We start from the raw sequence: 25,489 nt of genomic DNA, 5'->3' as shown, positions 1-25,489 counted from the left end.
GCTCGATTGGGGGCGGAATACTAGAGTCTTAGAGGTGAAGAATGAAGAAATTTGCTTTTATGCTGTTGCTGCTGCTCTTTGTTGTGGTGCTGCCAGGGCATGGACAAGCCGCTGCTGGCCAGAACAAGATCTTCCTGGATGGCCAGGAACTGAATGCAGGACAAGACGTTCCGGTGGAAAATGTAAATAACTCCATCATGGTGCCGCTAAGAATGATCGCTGAGAACCTTGGATACAAGGTGGATTGGAATCAGACAAGCAAGACCATCAAGATTGAACAGCAGGGAAAGGCCATTCAGCTGATCGTGGATCAGACTGCGGCATCCGTCGATGGCAAGACGGTAATTATGTCAACGGCCCCTCTCCTGCGGAACGGCACGACGCTCGTACCGATCCGGTTCATTGGTGAGCAGTTCGGACTTACGGTCAAATGGGATAACACGAAGAAGGTTGTAGATCTTATTACCCCGCCGGTTTCCGAGCCTAACATTGACCCGGAACAAAGTAATGGGGACGGAGGGACGGTTGTAGTGCCGCCGGGAGAACCCTCAAGCAGCCTGAGCATGATCAACGGCATCAGCTTCAATGAGAACCGGTTCACGATTGCCATAGACGGCAATGCCGAGCCTAAGGTCTCTAAGATCAGCGGACCGGACCGAATCATCGTCGATCTGCCGAATGCCACGTTCTCGGATATATTCGGAACAGGACAAATACTTGATCCTGACCTGAACGGGAACCTGACAGTTACGGATTATCCGGATGTCTCCGGTATCCGCTATTCGCTGTATAGCACTAATCCTTATACTGTCCGATTTGTAATTGATCTTAATACCCCCAAAAATTATAGCGTAGAGGTATCGGGAGATTCCTCCAAGCTCATTGTCATTGATTTGAACGCACAGGCTCCAGGCGACACTTCAACGCAGCCCGGCAACAGCGGGCGTAAGCTGGTTGTGCTCGATGCCGGACATGGCGCGAAGGATTCAGGGGCTGTAGGCGTTACCGGCAAATATGAGAAGAATTTCAACCTGGCTGTGATTCTGAAGGCGGCTGCGCTGCTAAGGCAGGAGAACAAGATTGACGTGGTGCTGACGCGCAGCGATGATACCTTCCTGGAACTGAAGGAAAGGGCGGCAATCGCCAATAACCTCGGTGCAGATTTGTTCATATCCGTTCATGCCAACAGCAGCGGATCAGCGGCTGCGAGCGGAACGGAGACCTACTATCAGCGGGACGCGAGCAAGGCTCTGGCCAATGTGATGCACAAGTATCTTGTGCAGGCGACCGGGCTTAGCAACAGGGGAGTGCGTTACGGCAACTTCCATGTGATACGCGAGACGAAGATGCCTGCGGTACTGCTTGAGGTGGGCTATCTCAGCAATAAGAAAGACGAGGCTCTGCTGTTCACTGAAGCATTGCAGAACAATGTAGCCGCATCGATGGTCAGCGGAATTAAAGAGTATCTCGGGATTCAATAACAACAGGCGGCAGCAGGGGCCGCAGAGTCGGATAAAGACCCTATATTGCGGTCAAAAGGACTTTGCGGTCCCTCCTGCCCATATTCATCTGAGGGGGTTAATCAAATGAACAAGAAATTGACATATGCAGGGATCGCTGCGCTGCTGCTTCTCGTAATTTCGGGCTGCGGCGACAAACCTACTGCTGCACCGGCCGATGCGTCCGGTCAGGATTCAACCTCGGTATCCAGCGGCGCTGAAGGAAACAATGCCGGGAATGACAGTACCGCTAGTCCCGCTGCCACACCGGCAGCTACAAGCACGCCTGAGCCTGCAGCAACGGTCACTCCGGCGGCTACGGAGGCACCGTCAGTGCCTGAGAAGCAGAGCCTTAAGATCAAGACGTATTATACAGACCTGCAACAGAACGACTTGGTTCCTGTTGATGTCTCCATCACCTTCAAGAATGCGGAGGAGAAATATAAGGAAGCCTTCAAAACACTCCAGAAGAGCGATAATGCTGACCAGATTCCGCTGTGGAACAAGATTGAACTGAAATCACTTGAGTTCTCCAATGGACAGATTGTGATGGATATTCATAAGCCGGATGAGGCACAGCTTGGCGCAGGCGGCGAGGCTCTGGCGATCGACGCATTGTCCAAGATGTTCTTCCAGTTCGATGAAGTGAAGAATATCGATGTGCTAGTAGACGGAGAACAGGTGGAGAGTCTGATGGGGCATGTGGATCTTGTGCATCCCATCACCCGCGAGAACAACGGATTGTAGGCTATTTGGCAGGAATAAGCCGGATGGCTAACGAAATTAACAACATAGAAATCCAGATAAGCCATAGAGAGGGGAATATCGAATTGTCCGGTCCAAAACGATTAAAGCGTACGGTTCAATCTTATTCTGTAAAAGCGGTATCTGCCGTTCTGGCCGGTGCGATGGTGCTTGGCGGGGCAGGCGCTGCCTTTGCCGACAACGCTTCAACCGGAGCAACCGTTGCTGCAGCGACTTCGCAGACGGCTGCAACTGGTTCAGGGATCTTCAGTGATGTCAAGACGGGCTTCTGGGCCGAAAAGCATATCTATAAGCTGGCAACCCAGGGAATTGTGGTCGGCAATAACGGCCTGTTCCGTCCTGGCGATTCTGTGACCCAGCAGGAAGCGGTGCTGATGGCGCTACGCTTCATGAAGCTGCAGGGAAATGTGAACACCAGTACCGAAGTTGCGCTGCCTAATGATTTCCTTGTTACGAACTATTATAAGCCATATGTAATCCTGGCCTTCCAGCAAGGACTGCTGGATAAGACCACGGAGATGGCTGCAGATAATCTAAAAAGCTCGTGGGGCGAGCGAAAGGCCAGCCGTGAATGGGTCGCTGAGCTGCTGATCCGTGCGCTTGGCCAGAGTGCATCCGCTTCTGCGGCTGCGGGCCGGCCGACAGGCTTTGCTGATGATGCCAAAGTGTCCGCGAACAAACGCGGCTATATTAACACAGCGGTGGAGCTGGGACTGGCTAACGGGCTAACCGGCAACCGCTTCGATCCGCAAGGCGCTGTGACCCGTGCACAGCTGGCTACCTTCTTCAGCCGTGCTGAAGCGCATAATAGCCTGGAATACGACAATACGTTCAAAGGAACAATAAGTGCTCTCAAAGACGGCAAGCTGGGATTGTACACTAACGGCAATACGCTGGAATTCACTCTGAATGCCAATACCGCCTACTACACCAGTACCTCCGAGAATCGCATCACATTGAACGAGATCCAGCCCTATACGAAAGTAACTGTAATTGGAGCTACTTATAGCGCAGCATATGTAGAGCTGACAGACCCGGCAGTTCAGGTTGAGCAGGCGGAAGGTGTATTCACCAAGCATACGCCGGGTATCATCTGGGTCGATTCCGCGAACGGATATGATCAGTATCCCTACGATTCAGGCACGGCTTTCCTGGATGTGAATGGAGCCGTTATTCAGCCTGCTTCGATTACCGCCGGCAGCAAGCTTACGCTGCTGCGTGAAACCTTCACCGGTTCCCGCAAGGTTGTGAAGGTGCAGGTCACTTCAGGTATTGTGAACAAGACGGCTAAAGGCACGGTTCAAAGCGTTGACACTGCTGCCAAGAGCATTACATTCAAGAATGCCGACGGCACAGTTGAAACCTTCAAATGGGAAGAAGGGACTACGCTGTTCAGCTCCCAGAGCTCTATTATTCAGCCCGCAGAGCTGAAAGCCGGTGCTGCTGTCTCGTATACCATCAAGGATAATGCGATCCGTTCCGTGGAAGTAACCTCGGGAGTGGAACGCATAGTGAAGGGCTTCATCTATGAGCTGACAGATTCAACGATTGTCTATCAGAAGAGCGATGGCACCCGTGAGGTTAATCTTCTTGCTACTAATCCGGCCATTGTGATTCCGAACGCCGTAAGTCCGGTGATGGCTGACCTGATTGCTGACAAAACAGGCGGAGACAATGTGCAGCTTACGCTGAACAGCAATGATCAGGTGACCAAGATTGAGGTGCTGAGCCGTCAGATTGAACAGTACACGGCTGCTACCGTTGTGGATTATAACACTAAGACCCAGTACCTGACCTTCACGGACAATAACGGCAAGGCTCATGTGGTCAAAATGGATGAGAAAACAAAGATGTCGTACGGCGGACTGCTTACCACTTCGCTGACCACGATGGGGTCCAGACTGGTGGAGAACCGCAAGATTGATGTGACCTCCATTAATGAGCGTGCAATGTCTGTTGATTTGACGACCAAATATTCCGGCACCCTGACGGCTATCAATACTTCGGCCAGAACGATTGTGTTCAAGCTGGGCAACGGACAATTGCTGACGATGTCTTATCCGCAGGCCATTGAAATGTTTGGCAAAAGCGGGGCAGTCATCACCGATGTTCCGCTCAATGTGCCGGTAACGGCAGTGCTTGCCAGCAATCAGGAGCTCATCTCTGTGCTGCGTGTGAACGGGTCGTCCCAGTTCGAGATTGCTACCATCAATGCGGGCACTAATAAAATGACCGTGAAGCTTGAGGATGGCAGCAACAGCAGCGAGCTGAACCTGGCGAATGTGCCGCTTACCAACGAAGCAGGCCAGAAGATCGCGCTGACTGAGCTGAAGGCCGGAGATTTCGTGAATCTCAGCTTCGACGGTTCCACACCGCTGTCCCTGCAGACGGTTAAACAGGTTGCCGGACAGGTAACGGCAGTGGATGCCGCAGCAGGTACGTTCACCGTGAAGGATTATACGGGAGCCTCCCAGCCTTTCACTGCGGGCAGCGGGGTGAGAATCCTCCGGGACGGTGTTGCAACGAACGCTCTAAGCGGACTTACCACAGCAGACCGGGTATTGGTGCGTAAGGATGCCAGCGGTGTAGTGATCATCTCCGTGTTCAGTCAGTTGAACCGGACGTTCGCCCGTTATGAGAGCGCAACGAATGAAATATTGACCAAACGCGCCACGCTGACTGAGAATTATACGTTTGGTCTTGCCCCAAATGTATATATTCATCAAGGTGACACGACTTTATCCGTGCAATCTCTCAAAGAAAATGATAATATTATAATGTATTTCAACAACGGCAAGGTTGTAGAAATTGTGAAACAATAATCGTTTTGGTGATTTTCCGTGTGAAACACCGTCTTGATCCTTGGTTTTGCCTTGGATCAAGGCGTTTTTTTTGAAATATAAGGGCAGCAGGGTGTTCGCTTGAACGCTATGAAAGTATACGATATAATGTATCTTTGCTTATATTTCTTCAGATTTGAGAAGATATGCTGTAAGAGAACTTGCAGTCATACCTGCTCCGTGGAGGGGACGCTATGAAAGCTGCAGAGGTCCGCCACATCCTGGACACTATCGGAGGCATGTTCCCTGATGCACATTGTGAGCTGAATCACAGCAACGCTTTTGAGCTTACTATAGCCGTGCTGCTCTCAGCTCAATGTACGGATGCAACAGTGAACAAGGTGACCGAGGACCTGTTTCAGAAGTACAAGGCTCCGATCGACTATATCTCAGTGCCGCTGGAAGAGCTGGAGCTGGATATCCGGCGGATTGGTCTATTCCGCAACAAGGCCAAGCATATTCAGAACCTCTGCGCAATCCTGATTGAGCAGTACGGGGGTGAAGTGCCGCAGGCCCATGATTTGCTGGTAACCCTGCCTGGTGTCGGACGCAAGACTGCCAATGTGGTCGTCTCCAATGCGTTTGGCGTTCCGGCGATTGCCGTGGATACTCATGTGGAACGGGTAGCCAAACGGCTCGCACTTGCGGGCTGGAAAGATTCCGTGCTGGAAGTGGAGAAGAAGCTGATGAAGGCGGTGCCGCGTGACGAATGGACGCTGACGCACCACCGGCTGATCTTTTTCGGGCGATACCACTGTAAGGCTCAGAATCCCGGGTGCCAGATCTGCCCGCTGCTGGATGTATGCCGGGAGGGCAAAAAACGTATGAAAACTGCTGTAATCAGGAAAGCTAAGGATCATACGAAAGCTAACCAAGAATTAGAGAAGAAGAGGATGGGATAGAGATGAAGTGCATTTCTGTATATACTGATAATTTTGAAGCGTTCTCTGATATTTTTGACCGCGTTGTGGACAGCCCGATGGAAGAGAACGAAGAGCAGGAAGTGGAAGGCATCACAATCAGCCATTCCGGCGATGTGCCTGAGTTCTACCTGGAGCGTATGTCCGCGAAGCCAGAGGTTGTCGTAATGAAAGACAAATCCCGTGGCCTGACCATTCTGCAGCACGGCAAAGTCTTTGAAATCCTGCTTCCCGTGCTGGAAACAGCTTAATTTGGTTGAAGTTGATTAGAGAGGTTGTCCCATAGCCATCAAGTGGCTGACGGGGCAGCCTCTTTTTTTGACAGATGAGAATGTATATGTTTTGGGGTCCCCGCAAAGTACCTGAGTCATCACCTACGCTAAAGCCCCACTTTGTGGGGTTATTTTGCGAACCCATAAAAGCAGGAGTTACGGGCGAGATTGAATGCCATCTGCGAAATCTTGTTTTTCGTGAAGGTTTATAGCTGATTTTGTAAATGTGGACATTTGATTTGTGACGATCTGATGATAAAATATAATTGTTCTATTCTTGCAGTGAGATAAATCATACAAATGTAATAATAATGAAAGAAGCTATAGATCGCAGCGGAGGCGGGGATGTTGTGGGAGCAGAACGGGAAAGAGTGAAGCAGGTTACAGCGGGGTCGTCAGCGCTTAGGCTGCTTGAGGAGCGGCTGAGGCAATGGGGAGAACAGAAGAGTGCGCAGATCGTAGCGGATCTAAAGGTCAAGGAGCAGGCAGATGAGCTGACACTCGCATTCTGCGGACATTTCTCGGCGGGGAAGTCGAGCATGATTAACAAGCTCTGCGGTAAGGCCGTGCTGCCTTCGGGTCCGGTTCCAACCAGCGCCAATATTGTATCGATCCGCAGCGGAGCACCGCAGGTGCTGCTTCATCCGGTGGACGGAAGCACCGGAGGGAATACCGGCGTGATCAAGACTACGCCTGACCGGCTTCAGGATTACTGCCGCCAGGGAACTGAATATTCAGCGATAGAGGTGTGGGAGGATGTCCCGGTGTTGGGTAATCACGGGGTGCTGATGGATACTCCCGGCGTAGATTCGACAGACGAGGGCCATCAGGCGGCGACCCGCTCGGCGCTGCATCTGGCGGATGCGGTGTTCTATGTGATGGATTACAATCATGTACAGTCGGAGAATAATCTGGCGTTTGCCAAAAGCCTTAGCGACTGGGGCAAGCCGCTGTACCTGATCATCAATCAGATCGATAAGCACAGGGAGCAGGAAATTCCGCTGGAGGAATACCGGCAGCAAGTGGAAAGCGCTTTCCGGGAATGGGGGATTCATTCCGCGGGACTGTTATTCACTTCGCTTAAGGTGGAGGAGCATCCGCTGAATCAGTGGAAGGATCTGTTGGCGGTGATCTCCGGTCTGCTGGAGCAGCGGCAGGGGCTGCTGGAGTACAGCTTGTCCCGCTCCATGCATCATACGGCGGATGCTGTCCTGGCGGATTATCGTGAGCAGCAGGAGGAGGAGCGGGCTGTGCTGCTGGAAGAAGCAGGCGGTTCAGCAGCGGAAGCTGTGGAAGCAGAGATCCGGGCAACGATGCACGAGGAAGCATCGCTGGAGGAGCTGCCTGAAGAGGCGCGGCTTGAGCTGCGCAGCAGGCTGGATGCCTTGCTCGGCAATACGAATCTGATGCCGGCCGACCTGCGGGACGCGGCGGGCGCATACATCGAGAGCCTCCAGCCGGGCTTCCGGCGCGGCCTGTTCTTCACCGCTGCGAAGCGGGAGAAGGAGCAGGGAGCGCGGCTGCTGCACTGGCACAGCCTTCAGCAGAGAGAGATCACTGCCCAGCTGGAGTGGCACACTCTCCAGCTCGTGCGCGAATGGGCGGAAGGCCTGGAGCTGTGGCAGGAGGAGGCGGAGCCTCTGCTGAAGCAGGCTTTCCCGGCGGTGAGCCAGCAGTGGCTGGCGGATCAGGTGAAGCCGGGGACCGGGGCTTCGGGCGAGGCGCTGCTTAATTTCTGCCGCACGCTTGCGGCAGAGATTAAGGCGCAGTTCCGCCGCGCGGTCCTGGCCTTCGGCGAGCCGCTGCTGGATGCGCTGCCGCCGCTTGTGGAGGAGCGGCGCGCGGAGCTTGCGCGCCGCGAAGCTGCCCTGCGGCGGCAGGCTGCGGCCCACGCCGCGCTGGCCGCCCTGGACCGCGCGGCTGCCGCCCGCGCGGACGCCCTTGCGGCGCTGCTGCCGCCGCGCCGCACCCTCACCCCCGGCGCGCTGCCGGGGGTGCCGCCCTTGGCGGCTGGCGCGCTCAGCGCCGCCAGCCCGGAAACGCCGCCGCGCGTGGCAGCGGCGGAAATTCCCGGCGCCGCCCCGGCCTGGGCGGCGGGAACGGCAACGCCGGCGGGCGGGCGCCGCCGGCTGACGCAGGCCGCTGCGGCGCTGCACGCGGCGGCCGGGGTGCTGCGGAGCGAGCCGGCCATGGCCTCGGCTGCGCGCAGCCTGGCGGCGCGGGCGGAGGATCTCGCCGGCGGCCGCTTCACGATGGCGCTGTTCGGAGCGTTCAGCGCCGGCAAATCCTCCTTCGCCAACGCCCTGCTGGGCGAAGAGGTGCTGCCCGTGTCACCGCATCCGGCAACGGCTGCCGTCGGGCGGATTCTGGCGCCGGAGGGCGGCTTCGCCCACGGGACGGCGGCCATCACCATGAAGCGGGCGGAGGAGGTCTGGGAGGACATCCTCCATTCCTTCAGCGTGCTGCAACTGCCGACGCCGCAGCACGACTCGTGGACCGCAGCCGTGGCCCGGCTGCAGACCGGCGGGCTCCATCCGTCCGCGCTGCCGCATGCCGGCTTCCTGCGGGCAGCTGCCGCCGGATGGGAGGAGTCCCGTCCGCTGCTCGGAACAGAGCGGACGGTCAGTCTGGCGGAATACCGCAGCCTGGTCGCAGACGAGAAGCGCGCCTGCTTCGTGCAGAGCACAGATCTGTATTATGACAGTCCGCTGACACGGAGCGGTATTGTACTAGTGGACACGCCGGGTGCGGATTCCTTACATGCCCGGCACACTGGTGTAACTTTCGGCTACATGAAGAACGCCGATGCCATCTGCTTCGTGACTTATTATAACCACGCCTTTTCCAAGGCTGACCGCAGCCTGCTTGCCCAGCTGGGTAGAATCAAAGACAGCTTCGCGCTTGACAAAATGTTCTTCATCATCAACGCCGCAGACCTCGCAGCGGACGAGGCGGAGCTTGAAGAGGTGAAGCAGCATGTGGCGCAAAATCTGCGGGCCGGAGGCTTGACCTCGCCGCGGATCTACAGCGTGTCCAGCCTGCTTGCGCTGGAGGGTAAGTCAAGCGGAGCGGCGGAAGCCTACGAGGCCTCGGGATTCGGCAGCTTTGAAGCCGCACTCTCCGCGTTCGCTGGTGATGAACTGCCGGGACTGTCTCTGGCAGCAGCCAGGGACAGCCTAAGCTCGGTGCGTGGGCGCGCGGAAGAATGGCAACGCCTTGCGCTGATGGAGGCAGACCAGCAGGAGGAAGGAATGAAGCAGTTCCGCCAGCGCCGGGAAGCGGCGAATCTGCGGCTGGCCGCACTTGCTAAGGAAGACCGCCCGCTCCGGGACCTGCGCCGAGAAGGTGCGGAGCTGCTCTATCATGTCCGGCAGCGGATTGCCTTTTCCTTCGGGCGTTCCTTCCAGGAGTCCTTCCATCCCTCCATTCTCCGGGAAGACGGAGGGAACCTGAAGGACATCTTCATCGCCTGCGGGCGGGAGCTGGAGCGCAGTATTCTGCGTGAACTGGAGCAGGAGCTGTGGGCAACGACCCTGCGGCTGGAGTCGGCAGGGCGCAGATTTGTGACCCAGGCGGCTACAGCGGCGGCAGCCGAGTTGTCAATACCGGATCAGGAGCTGAAGCTGCTGGAGAATCCGGATGAGCGCTGGCCGGCACCGGCGAAGCTGGACTGCGTACTGGCTCCGCTGGACTGGGCCGGACTGTGGGGCCGCTTCAAATCTCCGCGCCACTTCTTTGAGGGGCCGGGCCGGGCAGAGATCCGCGCGGCTGCCGAGCCGTGGTTCAAAGAAGCGGTGGCTGCGGCGGCGCAAGGACAGGAGGACTCTCTGTTGACATTCTATACCGATGCAGCAGCAGCCGCCTTATCCCAGGCTGCAGATCAGCTGCGTGAAGGCCTGTCCGAACAGGAGGCAGCCATGTCGGCGCTGCTGAAAGGGGGTGATGGTGCGCAGCATTGGGGCCAGATCGCAGAAGCATTGAGGCTTCAGGAGCAGGCTTTCGTCGTTGTATAAGAACTATAGTTTCCTCCTGTTGTGGCCAAGGTGTGCGTAAATTTGTGGTTAGGAGTTTTTGAATGATGCGTAGAGTGACTTTGTGGCTGAATGTGGCTGAAGACTCGCCGTGAGGAGCAGCAGTGTATCTGACTTCACCTAAAGGCGGAATGTATGTGAAAAACAGCATACATTGTGCTCTCAAGCAGGCGCGTGGCCCAAATGTATGTGAAAAACAGCATACATTGTGCTCTTAAGCAGGCGCATGGCTCAAATGTATGTGAAAAACAGCATACATTGTGCTCTTAAGCAGGCGCGTGGCTCAAATGTATGTGAAAAACAGCATACATTGTGCCGGAGCGCAGGTAATCCCATTCATCCGTTAGGATGAATTTGTTCCATGCACTTGATAACATATCCTTGTATTTCTCAATGAAATGGTGCTGCCCCCTAAAAGGGACAGTAAAACCGTTTTCACAAGTCTGTTGAACAGCCATCTGTGAAGTTTGTAGGAAAATGTCGAAGAATGCTTGCAATCTGGTGGATGATGGATGAAAATAAAGAAGACTGAAAATTTACAATCAAACTGCGACATTTTACAGAAACAGAGAAGTCAGCAGACAAATTTGCGAAAAGAGGTTGGAGTCGACAATGTGGGGAGCTCCTTTATCAGCCCGGAGTAAAAAGCTGCTGCTGCTCGGCAGCGGTGAACTGGGTAAGGAAGTCATTATCGAAGCTCAGCGCCTTGGCGTAGAGACCGTAGCTGTGGATCGTTATGAAGCGGCACCCGCGATGGGCGTCGCCCACCGCTCTTATGTACTGGACATGCTGGATGCAGAGGCACTGAAACAGCTTATCCGTGCAGAGAAGCCCGATTTGATTGTACCGGAGATTGAAGCCATTGCTACCGGAGCGCTGGTGGAGCTGGAGGAAGAAGGATTCCTGGTTGTTCCTACTGCCCGTGCTGCACGGCTGACCATGGACCGCGAAGGCATCCGCCGTCTGGCGGCAGAAGAGCTGGGCCTACCTACAGCAGCCTACCGATTCGCTGACAGTCTGGACGAACTACGCCAGGCAGTGTCGGAGCTGGGAACGCCCTGTGTCATTAAGCCGATCATGAGCTCTTCCGGCAAAGGCCAGAGCGTGTGCAGAACACCTGAGGATGCGGAAGGCTGCTGGAATACGGCGCTCGAAGGCGCTCGTGCGAAGGGAACACGCGTCATCGTAGAGGCTTTTGTTACGTTTGAGAGCGAGATCACACTGCTTACCGTCCGCTCGGTTAGCGGAACCGTATTCTGTCCGCCGATCGGCCACATTCAGCAGGATGGCGATTATGTAGAGTCCTGGCAACCGCATCAGATGAGCGGGGCGCAGCTGGAAGAGGCTGAGGCCATCGCCCGGAAGGTTACCGATCAGCTTGGCGGTTATGGAATTTTTGGAGTAGAATTATTCCTCACCGCGGATGGGGTTCTGTTCAGTGAAGTGTCCCCCCGGCCGCATGACACAGGTATGGTTACAATGATTACGCAGGATTTGTCGGAATTTGCTCTGCATGTCAGAGCCATTCTTGGATTTCCGCTGGAAGCGGTACGTTTGTTGTCACCGGGAGCTTCGGCCACCCTGAAGACTGATGGAGCCGGACAAGCTTTTGCGGTGACCGGGATTAAAGAAGCGCTGGCCCTTCCCCGCACGCAGGTCCGGATATTCGGCAAGCCGGAGATCCGCCCGGGACGGCGGATGGCAGTAACACTCAGTTCAGCGGAAGATATTGAAATCGCGCGGATGACGGCCAAGCAGGCTGCGTCTAAGCTACAAGTGGAGGTATACAAGGATGAACAGTAGTACTCAGGAGCAGGTACTGCAAATTCGCAAATGCGGCATGAATGATCTGGAGAGAGTGACAGCCCTTTTGCGTGAATTCGGCTATCCGACAACGCTTAGCGTGATGAAAGAGAGAATGGAAGGCATGGAGCATGATCCGTTCCACTGCACACTCGTCGCAGAGCTCAATAACGAAGTTGTGGGAATGATCGGTTTACGGCAGGTGAAGTCCTACTACAAGCATGCCGATTGTATTACGGAGATTACCGCGCTGATCGTAGCAGAGGAGCTTAGAGGACAAGGCCTTGGCAAAAGACTCGTAGCTGCAGCGGAAGAATGGGCACGCCATCAGGGCTGCTGCCAGCTGTTCCTGCGGAGCGGCAATCGCGTTGAACGTGCACCTGCACATGCGTTTTACCGCCATATCGGCTTTGAAAAGACAACAGGCTACCGCTTCAATAAAACCCTGCTATAATCCTATACGTGTAACCGAACATCCCCATCCCGGCGTAATCGGGATGGTTTTTTTTGGAGATAGCGCGCCAACCCCGCCGCAGCTTGTCGGGAATGCTCCCCGCTCCGCCTTCTCCCCGAGGCTACCCCCGGAATTTAGTGGAAAAAGAGCATCTATTTCGCCCGAAATTCCCGTGTCCAAACTAGCAGTTGGAAAAAGTACATCTAATCGTCCATAATCCCCGCATTATGAGTAAATACGCAGAAATAAATGTAATTTATCCACTTAAAATAGCCTAATTGGTTAAAATAATCAAATTAAGTATACAAAATCCACTTGTTGTTTATATAAATTAGCACTTAAAGAAGCGGAGGGGAAATTAGGAACTGGAGGAGCGATAGCGTCCGCCTGAAAGCTTTACGAAGGAAAGCTCGCATCGTAAGAAAAGCTGCGTTTGGATTTCTACCGCGAGTAGCGGTTAAAATCAAGAAATCCAAACCGGGCAGCGGCGGGAGGGCCAAATGTTCACCGCAGCGACGACCAAGCTTTGAGTTCTAATCTTGAGTGTCCCTAATCTTAAATGCCTCTAACCTATGTACATAATTTCCGCTTGCGTTATATCAGGCAACGCTATATAGTAAATTGCTCCTATTCACTACAGTTGTCACTCTATCATCCACTAAAGTGTCTCCCAAGACCCGCAGCCTTCTCTATTTTAAACATAGATCGGGCCATTTGAATCAGCTATTATAGTTCTGTGAACCTCCATATTCTATGCCGAAGAGGGATGAAGCATGTACAAATTAATACTCGCCGAAGACGAGGAAGATGTAAGAGAAGGCATTATCGCCCAGATTGACTGGGAGCAGTACGGCTTCGAGGTCGTTGAGCAGGCTGAGAACGGGCGGGAGGCGGCGGATGCGATCGACCGGCTGCTGCCGGATGTGGTCGTTACTGATATTCAGATGCCCTTTATGAATGGCCTGCAGCTTGCAGAATGGATACGCAGCCGCCATCCGAATACGAAGATTATCATTCTGACCGGCTATGATGAATTCGAATACGCCCAGAAGGCGATTAAGCTGCAGATTGATGAATATATCCTGAAGCCCTTCTCGTCCCAGGAGCTGATTGATGTTCTGCTGAAGGTTCGCGCCACGATCGAGACCGAGATCGCCGAGAAGGAGAATGTGTTCGTGCTGAGCGAGCATTACCGCAAGAGCCTGCCCGTTCTGCGCGAGCAGTTCCTCTCTACCCTGGTGTCCCGCCGCCTGCGTTCCGCAGAGATCGCTGAGAAAAGCACAGAGTACGGCATCCCCCTCACCGGTGAATGCTTCCAGTCCTCCGTGATCAGCATCGATTATATCCGCCCGGACCATTCTACCGCCGTTCAAGCTCAGCGGCCCGTGTCCCTGCGGGATACCGGCGACCGTAATCTCCAGCTCTATGCTGTGCTGAACATCGCGGAGGAGATCTGCCAGAAGCATGGCTTCGGCAAGGTATTCATCCACCGGGATGATGTTGTGCTGCTCTCGGTCAGCCAGAGCCCGGAGGAGAGCGACATTACCGCCAGAACCTTCGCCATTCTCGAAGAGATCTGCCAGAATGTGCAGCGCTTCCTGAAGTTTACCGTAACCGCCGGGGCCGGAACCGTCTGCAAGGCACCGTCCATGCTGTTCCATTCCTTCGGGGATGCGCTGCAAGCGCTTGATTACCGGCTGATCCTCGGCAACAACCGGGTCATCTGGATTGAGGATGTGGAATCGCGGTCCAGCCGGATGCTGGACTATGATGAGCTGACCCAGCAGTCGCTGATCCGTACGATCAAGCTGGGCACCATTCAGGAGCTACGGGAAGTAGTGGACGAGCTGTTCCGGGGACTGGATACGGAGCAGGTCTCGGCGCAGGATTATCAGATTTTCCTGCTGGAGATCATTACCTCCATTCTGCGGGTGGCGAAGGAATCTGGGAGCGGAACGAATGATTTTATCGGACCCGGCCTGACCTCGCTTAGCGATATGAATAAATTCAACAACCTGGAAGAAGCCCGGCAGTGGATTATTACCGTATGCAGCCGGCTGATGGATTCCATCGCTTCGGAGCGCCAGTCGAGCTACAAGCAGCTCATTGACCAGGCTAAGGAATATATCCGCAGCCACTATGAAGAATCCGATATATCCATCGGCAGGGTGTGCCAGCATCTGCATATCAGCACAGGCTATTTCAGCAGCATTTTCAAAAAAGAAATGAAGATGACCTTCGTCAGCTATCTGCTGCAGATCCGGCTGGAGGCCGCGAAGGAGTTGTTGCGTTCCACCGAGCTGAAGGCATTCGAAATCGCCGAGCGGATCGGTTTTGCCGACCCGAACTATTTCAGCTTCTGCTTCCGCAAGAAATACGGACAATCCCCCAAAGAGTATAAGAACAGCGCGCGGGGAGAATAGCCATGAACAAGCCGAGGGGTTATTTTTTCCCGCTGCGGCCGGGGTCCCGCAAGAGCGGCAGGCTGCGCCTGTCCTCGAAGCTGCGGAGTATTCAGCTGATTATCACGCTGACGTTCATGGCGGTGACTGCGGCGGTGGCCGTGATCGTCAGTGTGATGCTGTACGGCAAGTTCGCCAACACGGCGGAGGAGAATGCCAATCTCAACATGCAGCAGATCATCGAGCAGGTGAACTATAACCTGGAGCTGTATGTGAAGGGGATGGGCAGTATTTTTGCGACCGCCGAGAAGCAGATTACCTCTACGCCCTCCATCGATTCCCCGCTGCTCTATGAACGGATGGATACACTGATGAGCAGCCGCGAGGATCTGGTGTCTGTGGCTGTTTTTACACCGCAGGGGCAGTATGTCGTAGGGACGCCGGGGCAGACGATGCGCATGAACACAGGGCTTGAGAGCCAGAGCTGGTTCACCACAGCCAAGCGTACCTCGGAGATCTCCTATTCCGCACCGCATATCCAGAATTTGTTCAAGGGCAGGTATACGTGGGTGGTCTCCATCTCCAAGCTGATTCAATACAGGGAGAACGGGGAGCTGAGAACCGGTGTGCTGCTGCTGGACTTCAACTTCAGAACGATTGACGAACTTAGTAAGCAGGTCAAGCTGGGCAAAAGAGGCTATGCCTACATCCTCGACCCGCTCGGCAATATCGTCTATCATCCGCAGCAGCAGCTCATCTACGCCGGGCTGAAGTATGAGAATGTGGAGCCGGTGCTGGAATACGCCTACCGCAGCTATCTGGACGAATCGACCGGGGAGAAGCGCTTTATTACCGTACGCACGCTGGCGCAGACCGGCTGGAAGATTGTAGGGGTCGCCTATTACGATGAGATTGTCACCACCAAGCGGGATCTGAACCAGTTCCTGGCGTGGTTTCTTGGTGTTGTTCTGGTCTGCGTCATTGCGGTGTCGGTCTTCCTGTCCTGGCTGATTGCCAGCCCGATCCGCAAGCTGGAGCGTACCGTGAAGCAGGTGGCGGAGGGGGATCTGAATACGCCGATTAACGTTAGCGGAGCCTATGAGGTAGAGCAGCTGTCGAGGCGCTTTAACATGATGCTCCAGCGTATCCGACAGCTGATGGAGCAGATCATTTATGAGCAGGAGACGAAGCGCAAGGGTGAGCTTGAGGTGCTGCAATCGCAGATCAACCCGCATTTTCTGTACAATACGCTGAATTCGGTCATCCGGCTGGCAGAACGCGGCAAAACGGATGAAGTCGTCACCATGATCCAGTCGCTCTCCAGATTCTTCCGCATCAGCCTCAGCAAAGGCAAGAATATTATCACCATCCAGGAAGAGCTGGACCATATCCGCCATTACCTGGTGATTCAGAGCTTCCGCTTCAGGAATAAATTCCGTTATGAGATCACGGCGCAGGAAGAGGTCCTAGAGTGCCAGACGATTAAGCTGATTCTGCAGCCTATCGTGGAGAACGCGCTCTATCACGGGATCGAAATGATGCCGGACGAGGGGCTGATCTCGATCACCGCCGGGCTTCAGGACGGGCTAATCATCATCAGGGTCAGCGACAACGGCCTCGGGATGTCCAAGGAGACGGTGAATGGCATTCTAAGCGGAAGCGTCAAAAGCACCAGCGGATCAGGGGTCGGTGTCCGGAATGTGCACGAACGGATCGGCCTGTATTACGGGCGGGAGTACGGGCTTGCTTTTCAGAGTGAGCTGGAAGAGGGGACGGTTGTTACGATTGTGTTCCCGGCCCGCCCGGCGGGAGAGGCTATGGATGAGCAGAAGGAGGAGACGAACCTGTGAAAAGCCTGCGTGTATGGCTCACCGTGCTGCTGTGCGGAGTGCTGTGGATCTCTGTGTCCTCTTGTTTCAATGCCTCGCCAGCCTATATCAGCACCAGCAAGACGCGGAATATCCACCTGATTGTCAAGATGAACAAAGGGGATTACTGGAACACCCTGAAGCTCGGAGCAGAGGCTGCGGCGAAGGAATTCAATGTCAATCTGACGTTCAAGGCGCCGGATTCGGAGAGTGATATTGAGGAGCAGGTCGTCATGGTAGAGGATTCCATCCAGGAGAAGGCGGATGTGATTATACTCGCGGCCAGCAGCTATATGGGACTGGCGCAGGTCGTGGACCAGGCGGCGTATTCCAGAATTCCGGTGATCTCCGTCGATGCGGAGGTTGGCTCGGCCAAGGTTCGGACTTACGTGGGGTCGAACGGCTACGAAGCCGGACAGAAGTCCGCCGAGCGGCTGATTCAACTGCTCCAGGGCTATGGCGAGATCGGGATTATTAACTTCACCAATTCGTCGCTTACCCCGGACTCCGGCAAGACTGGCAGCATCGACTATGGTGCGCGGGATGCAGATGAGCGGGAAAAGGGTTTTTTGAATTATGCCGCCCGCTTTCCTAACGTTAAGGTCGTACAGATCGCCTACACCTCCTCCAGCACCTCCGACGCCGAAAATCTGACCCGGGAGATGCTGAACAAGTATCCCAATCTGCGCGGTATTGCCACCCTGAATGAAATTGCTTCACAAGGCGCGGCCAGGGTGATTCAGGGTCTTAAGAGGGATAGTGTGAAAATGATTGCTTTTGACAGCTCGCCCTCCATGATGGAGTCGCTTCAGGATGGCACGGTGCAGGCGACCGTCATTCAGAATCCGTTCAGCAACGGGTATCTGGCGGTAAAATATGCCGTGGAGGCGCTCGAAGGCATGGATATTCCCGAACGTGTGGACACCGGCACCAAGCTCATCGATCTGGAAAATATGCTGTGGCCTGAGAATCAGAAGCTGCTGTTCCCGTTTGTCCGGTAGCAGAAATTTAAGATCTATATAGATTGAACAAAAACTTAAGTTAAAGGAAAAGTGGCGGAGGGGAATTTTGGAACTGGAGGAGCGGTAGCGACCGCCTTTGTCTGCGGATTTCAACCGTTAAAAACGGGATAAATCAAGAAATCTGGAGACAACAGCGGCCGGAAGTCCAAAACTTCTCTGGAGTCACGGTTAATCCCAAAAACCATTAGTTCAATGGATATTGATAGTAGAATTTTCATGGAAATGAGTAGGATTTTATATTCGCAACCGTTTTCACGTAGGGCATAATAAGGATGTACCCGGGACACACCGGGATCATCCCAAATAAAGAAATATCCTCAGGAGGTCAATTAGACATGAAAAAAATCACTTCCGTTCTACTTGCAAGTGCATTGCTGGGTGCTGCTCTCGCAGGCTGTGGCGGCAACAATAACAAGGCGGCTGACCCTGCTAACACAGGAACTGCGCCTAACACGGCGAATTCGGGCTCGGCTGAGACTCCGAAGGTCGGCGTAGCGATCTACAAATTCGACGACACGTTCATGACGGGTGTCCGCAACGCCATCGATGCTGCTGCCAAGGGCATTGCCACTGTTGATATCGTAGACAGCCAGAATTCCCAGCCTACACAGAACGATAAGGTGGATCTGTTCATCACCAAGAAATATAACGGCATGCTGATCAACCCGGTAGACCGCACCGCTGCGGGCGTCATCATTGACAAAGCCAAGACAGCGAACATTCCGGTGGTCTTCCTGAACCGCGAGCCGCTGCCGGAAGATATGAAGAAATGGGATAAAGTCTACTATGTAGGTGCGAAAGCTGAAGAGTCCGGCACCATGTCCGGCCAGCTGATCGTGGACTACTGGAAGGCACACCCTGAAGCGGACAAGAACGGCGACGGCGTGCTGCAATATGTCATGCTGAAGGGCGAACCGGGACATCAGGATGCAGAACTTCGCACCACATATTCCATCCAGGCAATTGAAGATGCAGGCATCAAGGTGGAGAAGCTGGCTGAAGATACCGCCATGTGGGATCGTGTAAAAGGCCAGGAGAAAATGGCCGCCTTCCTCGGCTCCCATGGCGACAAGATTGAAGCCGTACTGGCCAACAACGATGATATGGCACTCGGCGCGATCGAAGCCCTGAAGGCTCAAGGCTACTTCAGCGGCGACAAATACATGCCGGTTGTAGGCGTGGATGCAACAGCTCCTGCGGTTCAAGCTTTGCAGGATGGAACGATGCTCGGTACCGTACTGAACGATGCCAACAACCAAGGTAAAGCAGCGATCACCCTGGCCGCTCTGCTGGCCAAAGGCGAAACGCCAACCAAAGAGAACGTAGGCTTCGACATCACAGACAACCAGTTTGTATGGATCTCCTACAAAAAGATTACCAAAGACAACGTAGCAGACGCCAAGTAATCCGTTAACAGGTGCAAGGCTACAGATACAGATACGTACCATAGATACCAGTCCCGGAGGGCGCTGCAATGCGCTCTCCGGAATTCCTTACGGGTAGGGAGCAGGATGGAACCGCTGCGCCTCTCATGGAAAAAGACAAAAAGCGTAGGGGGCGTAACAACATGGCAAATACGGAGTTTTTGCTGGAAATGAACGGCATTACCAAAGAATTTCCCGGCGTGAAGGCGCTGGATGGAGTCAGCATTAAGGTTCGTCCGGGCTCGGTTCATGCACTTATGGGCGAGAACGGGGCAGGCAAGTCCACACTGATGAAATGTCTCTTTGGAATCTATTCACCGGATGCCGGTGAGATCTTCCTGGATGGCCAGAAGGCCTCCATCACGAGTTCGAGCGAAGCATTGAAGCACGGCATCTCGATGATCCATCAGGAGCTGCACCCTGTACCTTTCCGCAGCGTGATGGAGAACATCTGGCTGGGACGTTTTCCGACCAAAGGCATTGGGCCGCTGCAGTTCATTGACCACAAAAAAATGTTCACCGACACTGAAAACTTATTCAAAGATCTGGATATCGACCTGAATCCCGAAACACTGGTGGGCAAGCTGTCTGTATCCAAAATCCAATCCATCGAAATTGCGAAGGCGGTCTCTTTTCACTCCCGCGTGATTGTCATGGATGAGCCAACCTCGTCCTTAACCAGCGTGGAAGTGGAGCATCTGTTCCGGATCATCCGGGACCTGCAAAAAAGAGGCGTAGCTATTATCTATATATCTCACAAAATGGAAGAAATCCTGGAGATTTCCGATGAAGTGACGATTATGCGTGATGGTAAAAAGATCGGCACCTGGCCCTCGGCCGAACTGACCACGGACCTGATTATCTCCAAGATGGTCGGGCGTGATCTGACGAACCGTTTCCCGGAGCGTACTAATGTTCCAGGCAAGGTGTTCATGAAGGTAGAAGGTCTGACCTCACCCGAGCCCAGATCCTTCAAGGATGTGTCTTTCGAATTGAGACGCGGGGAGATTCTGGGTATCGGCGGTCTGGTCGGCGCACAGCGAACCGAGGTTATAGAAGCGCTGTTTGGACTGCGTGCAGTAAAATCCGGCTCCATCTCGATTGACGGCAAGAAGGTGAAGATTAACTCTCCGCAGGATGCCAAAAAACACGGCCTGGCCCTGCTGACCGAGGAGCGACGCGTTACGGGGATTTTCCCGGTGCTGTCTGTGCATGAGAACGGCGCCATTGCCAACCTTGACCGCTACAAGACGCCTTATCTGCTGCTGAACGGCCGCAAGAAGAAGGTTGAAGTCGATAAAATGATTGAAAAGCTGCGCACCAAAACGCCAACGACCAAGACGCAGATTATGAATCTATCCGGCGGGAATCAGCAAAAGGTGCTGCTGGCCAGATGGCTGCTCACTGAGCCTGAGGTGCTGCTGCTCGATGAGCCGACACGCGGAATTGACGTCGGTGCGAAGTTCGAGATCTATACAATCATTGCCGACCTGGCGAAGCAGGGGAAGAGTATCATCATGATCTCCTCGGAAATGCCTGAGCTGCTGGGGATGTCTGACCGTGTCATGGTGATGTCCGAAGGACGGCTTACTGGGATATTAGAAGGTGCGCAGGCTACAGAAACCGAAGTAATGCGACTCGCTGCTCAGCATTAATCAGGAGCTGCACTCACAGGACGGCGAATGCTTAAACTTCGCGTAACAATTAAGGAGGAACACAATTATGACTATTAAAAGAGCGCAGTCCTTCGTGACTCAAAACGCAATCTACATCGTACTGATCCTGCTGATTATGGGGATCATCATATACGAGCCAAGCTTCATGTCGATCAACACCTTGCGGGATGTACTGATCCAGTCCTCCACACGCGTTATTATTGCGCTCGGGGTGGCCTTTATCCTGATCACCGCCGGGACCGACTTGTCGGCAGGCCGGGTGGTCGGCTTCACTGCTGTCATCTCAGCTTCCATGCTGCAGATTCCCGACTACTCCCGCCGCTTCTTCCCCGATCTGCCACAGGTGCAGGTCTGGCTGCCGATTCTGATCGCCATTGTGGCCGGTCTGCTCTGCGGGCTCGTCAACGGGATTATCGTCTCCAAGCTGAACGTTCCGCCGTTTATCGCCACTCTGGGCACGATGCTGATCGTATACGGTCTGAACTCCCTGTACTTCGATATGGACCCTAACCAGTCCCAGCCGATCGGCGGTCTGCGTCCTGACTTCACCAACATCGGCTCCGGCTTCATCGGCAGCGGCCAATATTCCATCCCGTACATCGTACTTATAGCCCTCGGAGTTGCAGCCATAGTCTGGGTGCTGTTCAACAAAACCAAGCTGGGTAAGAACATGTACGCCATCGGCGGCAACATGCAGGCAGCCAAGGTATCCGGGATCAATGTCTCCAAGAACCTGATTTACATCTACGCCATCGCTGGTGCCCTGTACGGTCTTGCCGGTGTGCTTGAAGCTGCAAGAACAGGCGGCGCTACCAACAACTACGGTAACATGTACGAGCTTGACGCTATCGCAGCTTGCGTCGTCGGCGGCGTATCCACTACCGGCGGGATTGGTACCGTTCCAGGCGTCCTGGTCGGCGTTATCATCTTCACCCTGATCAACTACGGCCTGACCTTCATCGGCATCAGCCCTTACTACCAGCTGATCATCAAAGGCCTGATCATCATCGCTGCGGTATCGTTTGATATGCGGAAATATTCATCGAAAAAATAGGCTTGGGTTCGGTGATTAGTCGTATCTGCGGGGAGTTTGGACTTCCGGCCGCTGTCGCTCCTAAGTTATTGAATTCAAGTGTTCATTTAATTTGAACTGAACTGAGCATCTTGGGTGGAAGGTATGATCGTGACTGCGGTGAGTTTTGGACTTCCAGCCGCTGTTGTCTGCAGATTTCTTGATTCATACCGCTTATTAGCGGTTGAAATCCGCAGACAAAGGCGGACGCTACCGCTCCTCCAGTTCCAAAATCCCCTCCGCCACTTTCCTTCTACCCGGGGATCAGTTCATAGTTCAAATTCCATTACGATTGAATTCAAGAACTCATCGGGTGCTTACGCACCTCCAATCTCACATCCCCTCCGGTACTCCTATCACCTCACCAAGGGTGGGGAAGGCAGGCAAAGAGCGTTTGCGGTATATCGCAAACGCTTTTTGGCTTGCCCGGATTTGTCGCAGCGTTGCTCCAAATCACCTGATTACACGTGCCTGCCGGATTTGGGGCTTCCGGATGCTACCCCTCCTTCGTTTCCCAATTCCCTTCCGCTCCTGATATCACATGATCGTGAAATGTTGCAATAATTGCAATTCCGGCTGGCTGAAACAGGGGAACTGGGGATAGTTGCTGCACGAATTACAACATTTCCTCTTCTAATTGGCTTGCGGGCGGACAAATGCTGCCTTTCATACAACAATGTTAGTTTAAAGTCGATATACGTAGCCGAATGTTACATTTTGGGCAGGATTTCGCTGCTAATAGTGACTAATTAATAGTTTTATTCTGTTCCAGAGGCGCAGATAGCAGGGAGTGGGCGGCAGGAGCGAGAGGTGGCAAGTGGCAAGTAGTTAGCAATCAGGTAGCAGGCAGTGGGAGACAAGCAGTTAGCAATCAAACAGCAGGCAGCGGGAGGCAAGTAGTTAGCAGTCAGATAGCAGACAGTAGGGGGAAGGAGTTAACAATCAGCCAGCGGACAGCGAGTGGCAAGAGGTTAGCAGTCAGGCCAGCGGTTAGGTGTGATACGTATGCGAATTTACTTATTTAACCAATTTTATGAATAGTGTTTTATGTCTCTATCCTTTACAAAGTTTTATTAAACTTTTGCCCGCCCGGCAGAAGGATTATTCTCATCTTACAAGGGCAGGCACAGCAGCCCTTGTTCACCCGGCACACACCCTCCAAAAGGGTGTGTTTGTGTTTAAACCAACAGAAAGGCAGAAGTAACGGAGGTGATTTTGGAACTGGAGGAGCGGCAGCGTCCGCCTTTGTCTCCCGATTTCTACCGCGATTAGCGGTTTAAATCAGGAAATCGGGAGACAACAGCGGCCGGAAGTCCAAAACTCACCGCAGTTACGGCATCGCCTTTGTAATTTTTAATCCCTAAAATCCCTCAGTCCTCAACTCCAGCCGCCGTTCCTAGACACAGACACACCCTTTCCCCCTCACTCTCATAGTCTATAGGCAAAAGCCTTTGTAAAGGAGAACGACAACATGCTGAGGATTAAGCTGAACGAGCTGGGAAAAGGGAACGACAACGGTTTGATTCAGACAGAGGTATGGCGGTGGGACGGTATCGGCTGGAATGAGTGTATTCCGCAGCAGGAGGAGGATTTCATCCGGGCGGAAGAGGAGCTGTTCGTGACTATCCCGGCAGAGGCGGGCTTATACCGTGTAGACTACTCCAAAAAGCCCCTGGAGGCGCTCATTGTGCTCCCGGATGACGGGGGAGGCCTGCGGGCAGCGCTGCTGCATCCGGCTCCTTTTAAACTTAAGGACGGGACGCTGTGGGGGTATATCAACAACGACGGCCGGATTGTGATTGAGCCGAGATATGATTATGCGGAGGAGTTTCAGGAGAATGGCCTGGCGGTGGTGCAGCGGGGGAATGTCAGTGGTCTGATTGACAGCTCCGGGCGGGAGCGGGTCAAACCGGTCTATAATTTTATTAGTCCTTTTTCCGAGGGGCGGGCCGTGGTGTCGGATGCGAAGGGCTACACTTTTATTGATGAAAAAGGCAAAGAGGTGACGTCCGCGCGCTATGACTATCTGAATTCGCTGCACGAAGGCCGTGCGCTGTTCTCCAAGCAGAATACTACCGGGGGGAACTCGCTGTATGGCTACCTGGATGCCCAGGGCAAAGAGGTGTTGCCAGCCGTCTATCTGGACGCCGGGGATTTCTCAAACGGGACTGCACTGGTCAAAATAACCGAAGGGGAATATGCACTGATTGATCTCCATGGCGTGGTGCTGCATACGTACAAACATCCTTTTGTCGGGTATCCGGGGGATGGGCTGCTGGCCTTTCAGGCGACGGAGAATGGAAAATACGGTTATCTGCACACGGACGGCACGATTGCTATCCAGCCGCAGTATACGGCAGCTCTGCCGTTTTCGGAGGGCCGGGCGGTGATTAACACAGCCGCTGATTATGGCAACGCCTACGGTCTGATCGACAAGCAGGGGAAAATGATCATTCCCGCCGTCTATTATGAGGTGCAGCAGCTGGGAGAGAACCGTGTGGCGCTTGGGACCCCGCTGTATGCGGATCAGCCTTACAGAGGCTCCAGATATGTCATCGCCGATGCGCTGACTGGAAGAATTCTCAGCACCCACCCGCTGCTGGGCGTGAACAATTATCAGCAGGGACTCGCGTCGGTGTATGATGCGAAGGATACGTATTTTATTGACACCAGCGGGAAAAAAGCCGCCCAGCCCCCGGTCATCGCAGGCTCAGGATCACTGTCCTTCAGCGGCAGCCTGATCCGCGCGGATATTGATCTGCGCACCTCCTATTATGACCGTAAAGGCAAGCAGGTCTGGCGGCAAAACGGGGTCATTCCGCTCAGACCGCCATACTCTGTGCTGGAGAAGAAATACAAGCCTAACCGGGATTATCTGGTCTATTATCCGGTCGTGGAAGGGATCGCGGTTGCTGAGGTCTCGAAGGCAGTGAATGACAAGCTGCGGGGCCTGTCGCTCCCATACGGGGCGGGGACGGGGGGAGGCACGCAGGATTTCAGCTATACGGGAGATTTCGCCGTATCCTTCTTCCGCAAGAATCTGCTGGTGCTGGAGCTTAGCGGTTATCATTTTCCGTTCGGCGCTGCGCACGGCATGCCTACGCGGATCTATGAGCATATCAACCTGCGCACCGGCAAGTTCTACACGCTCAGCGATCTGTTCAAGCCCGGCAGCAAATACGTGCAGAAGCTCAGTGATATTGTCGGCAAGCAGATTGCGAATGATCCGCAGTATTCCTATGTTTTCCCTGACACGTATAAAGGCATTACAGCCGATCAGCCCTTTTATGTGGATGCGGAGGCGCTGTACCTGTATTTTGCACCTTATGAGATTGCTCCGTACGCCGCAGGATTTCCAACCTTCCGCATTCCGTATGCTGAGATTATGGGCCTGATCTCGACCGAAGGGGAGTTCTGGCAGTCCTTTCATTAAATTAAGCG

At 54.0% G+C, this 25,489-nt stretch carries 15 protein-coding genes; all 15 read left to right on the top strand.

What is annotated here, in order from left to right; all coding sequences use genetic code 11:
• Window positions 1–41 precede the first annotated feature (41 nt).
• Entirely contained in the window at window positions 42–1,481 is a 1,440-nt protein-coding gene (locus NST69_RS19025; protein ID WP_036727191.1) for an N-acetylmuramoyl-L-alanine amidase family protein, read from the top strand.
• A 105-nt stretch (window positions 1,482–1,586) separates the two neighbouring features.
• On the top strand, window positions 1,587–2,246 hold the full coding sequence (locus tag NST69_RS19020) for a GerMN domain-containing protein (protein WP_339310343.1): 660 nt from the start codon (window positions 1,587–1,589) through the stop codon (window positions 2,244–2,246).
• Window positions 2,247–2,269: 23 nt separating this feature from the next.
• Window positions 2,270–5,086, top strand: coding sequence for an S-layer homology domain-containing protein (locus NST69_RS19015; protein WP_342546891.1), 2,817 nt, complete (start codon window positions 2,270–2,272; stop codon window positions 5,084–5,086).
• Window positions 5,087–5,298: 212 nt separating this feature from the next.
• Window positions 5,299–6,006 (top strand): endonuclease III, encoded by a 708-nt coding sequence (gene nth / locus NST69_RS19010; RefSeq protein WP_036697993.1) that lies wholly within the window; start codon window positions 5,299–5,301, stop codon window positions 6,004–6,006.
• A gap of 2 nt (window positions 6,007–6,008) precedes the next feature.
• Window positions 6,009–6,275, top strand: coding sequence for a hypothetical protein (locus NST69_RS19005; protein WP_036697991.1), 267 nt, complete (start codon window positions 6,009–6,011; stop codon window positions 6,273–6,275).
• 371 nt (window positions 6,276–6,646) lie between these two features.
• Window positions 6,647–10,309 (top strand): dynamin family protein, encoded by a 3,663-nt coding sequence (locus NST69_RS19000; RefSeq protein WP_342546888.1) that lies wholly within the window; start codon window positions 6,647–6,649, stop codon window positions 10,307–10,309.
• 630 nt (window positions 10,310–10,939) lie between these two features.
• Window positions 10,940–12,130, top strand: coding sequence for a formate-dependent phosphoribosylglycinamide formyltransferase (gene purT, locus NST69_RS18995; RefSeq protein WP_340979708.1), 1,191 nt, complete (start codon window positions 10,940–10,942; stop codon window positions 12,128–12,130).
• Complete coding sequence (locus tag NST69_RS18990) at window positions 12,120–12,584, top strand: GNAT family N-acetyltransferase (protein ID WP_036732923.1); 465 nt, start codon at window positions 12,120–12,122, stop codon at window positions 12,582–12,584. The genes purT and NST69_RS18990 overlap by 11 nt, the downstream gene beginning before the upstream one ends.
• Window positions 12,585–13,357: 773 nt before the next feature.
• On the top strand, window positions 13,358–15,007 hold the full coding sequence (locus NST69_RS18985) for a response regulator (protein ID WP_036732927.1): 1,650 nt from the start codon (window positions 13,358–13,360) through the stop codon (window positions 15,005–15,007).
• Window positions 15,008–15,009: 2 nt separating this feature from the next.
• Complete coding sequence (locus tag NST69_RS18980; protein ID WP_342546886.1) at window positions 15,010–16,836, top strand: sensor histidine kinase; 1,827 nt, start codon at window positions 15,010–15,012, stop codon at window positions 16,834–16,836.
• Complete coding sequence (locus NST69_RS18975) at window positions 16,833–17,855, top strand: substrate-binding domain-containing protein (RefSeq protein WP_036732931.1); 1,023 nt, start codon at window positions 16,833–16,835, stop codon at window positions 17,853–17,855. The genes NST69_RS18980 and NST69_RS18975 overlap by 4 nt, the downstream gene beginning before the upstream one ends.
• A gap of 356 nt (window positions 17,856–18,211) precedes the next feature.
• Window positions 18,212–19,282: a galactose ABC transporter substrate-binding protein gene (locus NST69_RS18970; protein ID WP_209869877.1), complete on the top strand. Its 1,071-nt coding sequence runs from the start codon at window positions 18,212–18,214 to the stop codon at window positions 19,280–19,282.
• Between the two features lie 161 nt (window positions 19,283–19,443).
• Window positions 19,444–20,955 carry a sugar ABC transporter ATP-binding protein gene (locus tag NST69_RS18965; protein ID WP_342546883.1) on the top strand — a complete coding sequence of 504 codons (1,512 nt, stop codon included), beginning with the start codon at window positions 19,444–19,446 and terminating at the stop codon, window positions 20,953–20,955.
• 67 nt (window positions 20,956–21,022) lie between these two features.
• Complete coding sequence (mglC, locus tag NST69_RS18960) at window positions 21,023–22,030, top strand: galactose/methyl galactoside ABC transporter permease MglC (RefSeq protein WP_209869871.1); 1,008 nt, start codon at window positions 21,023–21,025, stop codon at window positions 22,028–22,030.
• Between the two features lie 1,489 nt (window positions 22,031–23,519).
• Window positions 23,520–25,481 (top strand): WG repeat-containing protein, encoded by a 1,962-nt coding sequence (locus NST69_RS18955; protein ID WP_339249241.1) that lies wholly within the window; start codon window positions 23,520–23,522, stop codon window positions 25,479–25,481.
• Window positions 25,482–25,489: the final 8 nt, after the last annotated feature.

This window comes from Paenibacillus sp. FSL P2-0089 (assembly GCF_038595095.1).
GTDB lineage: Bacteria > Bacillota > Bacilli > Paenibacillales > Paenibacillaceae > Paenibacillus_AQ > Paenibacillus_AQ silagei.
This window is presented reverse-complemented; position numbering and strand designations above follow the sequence as displayed.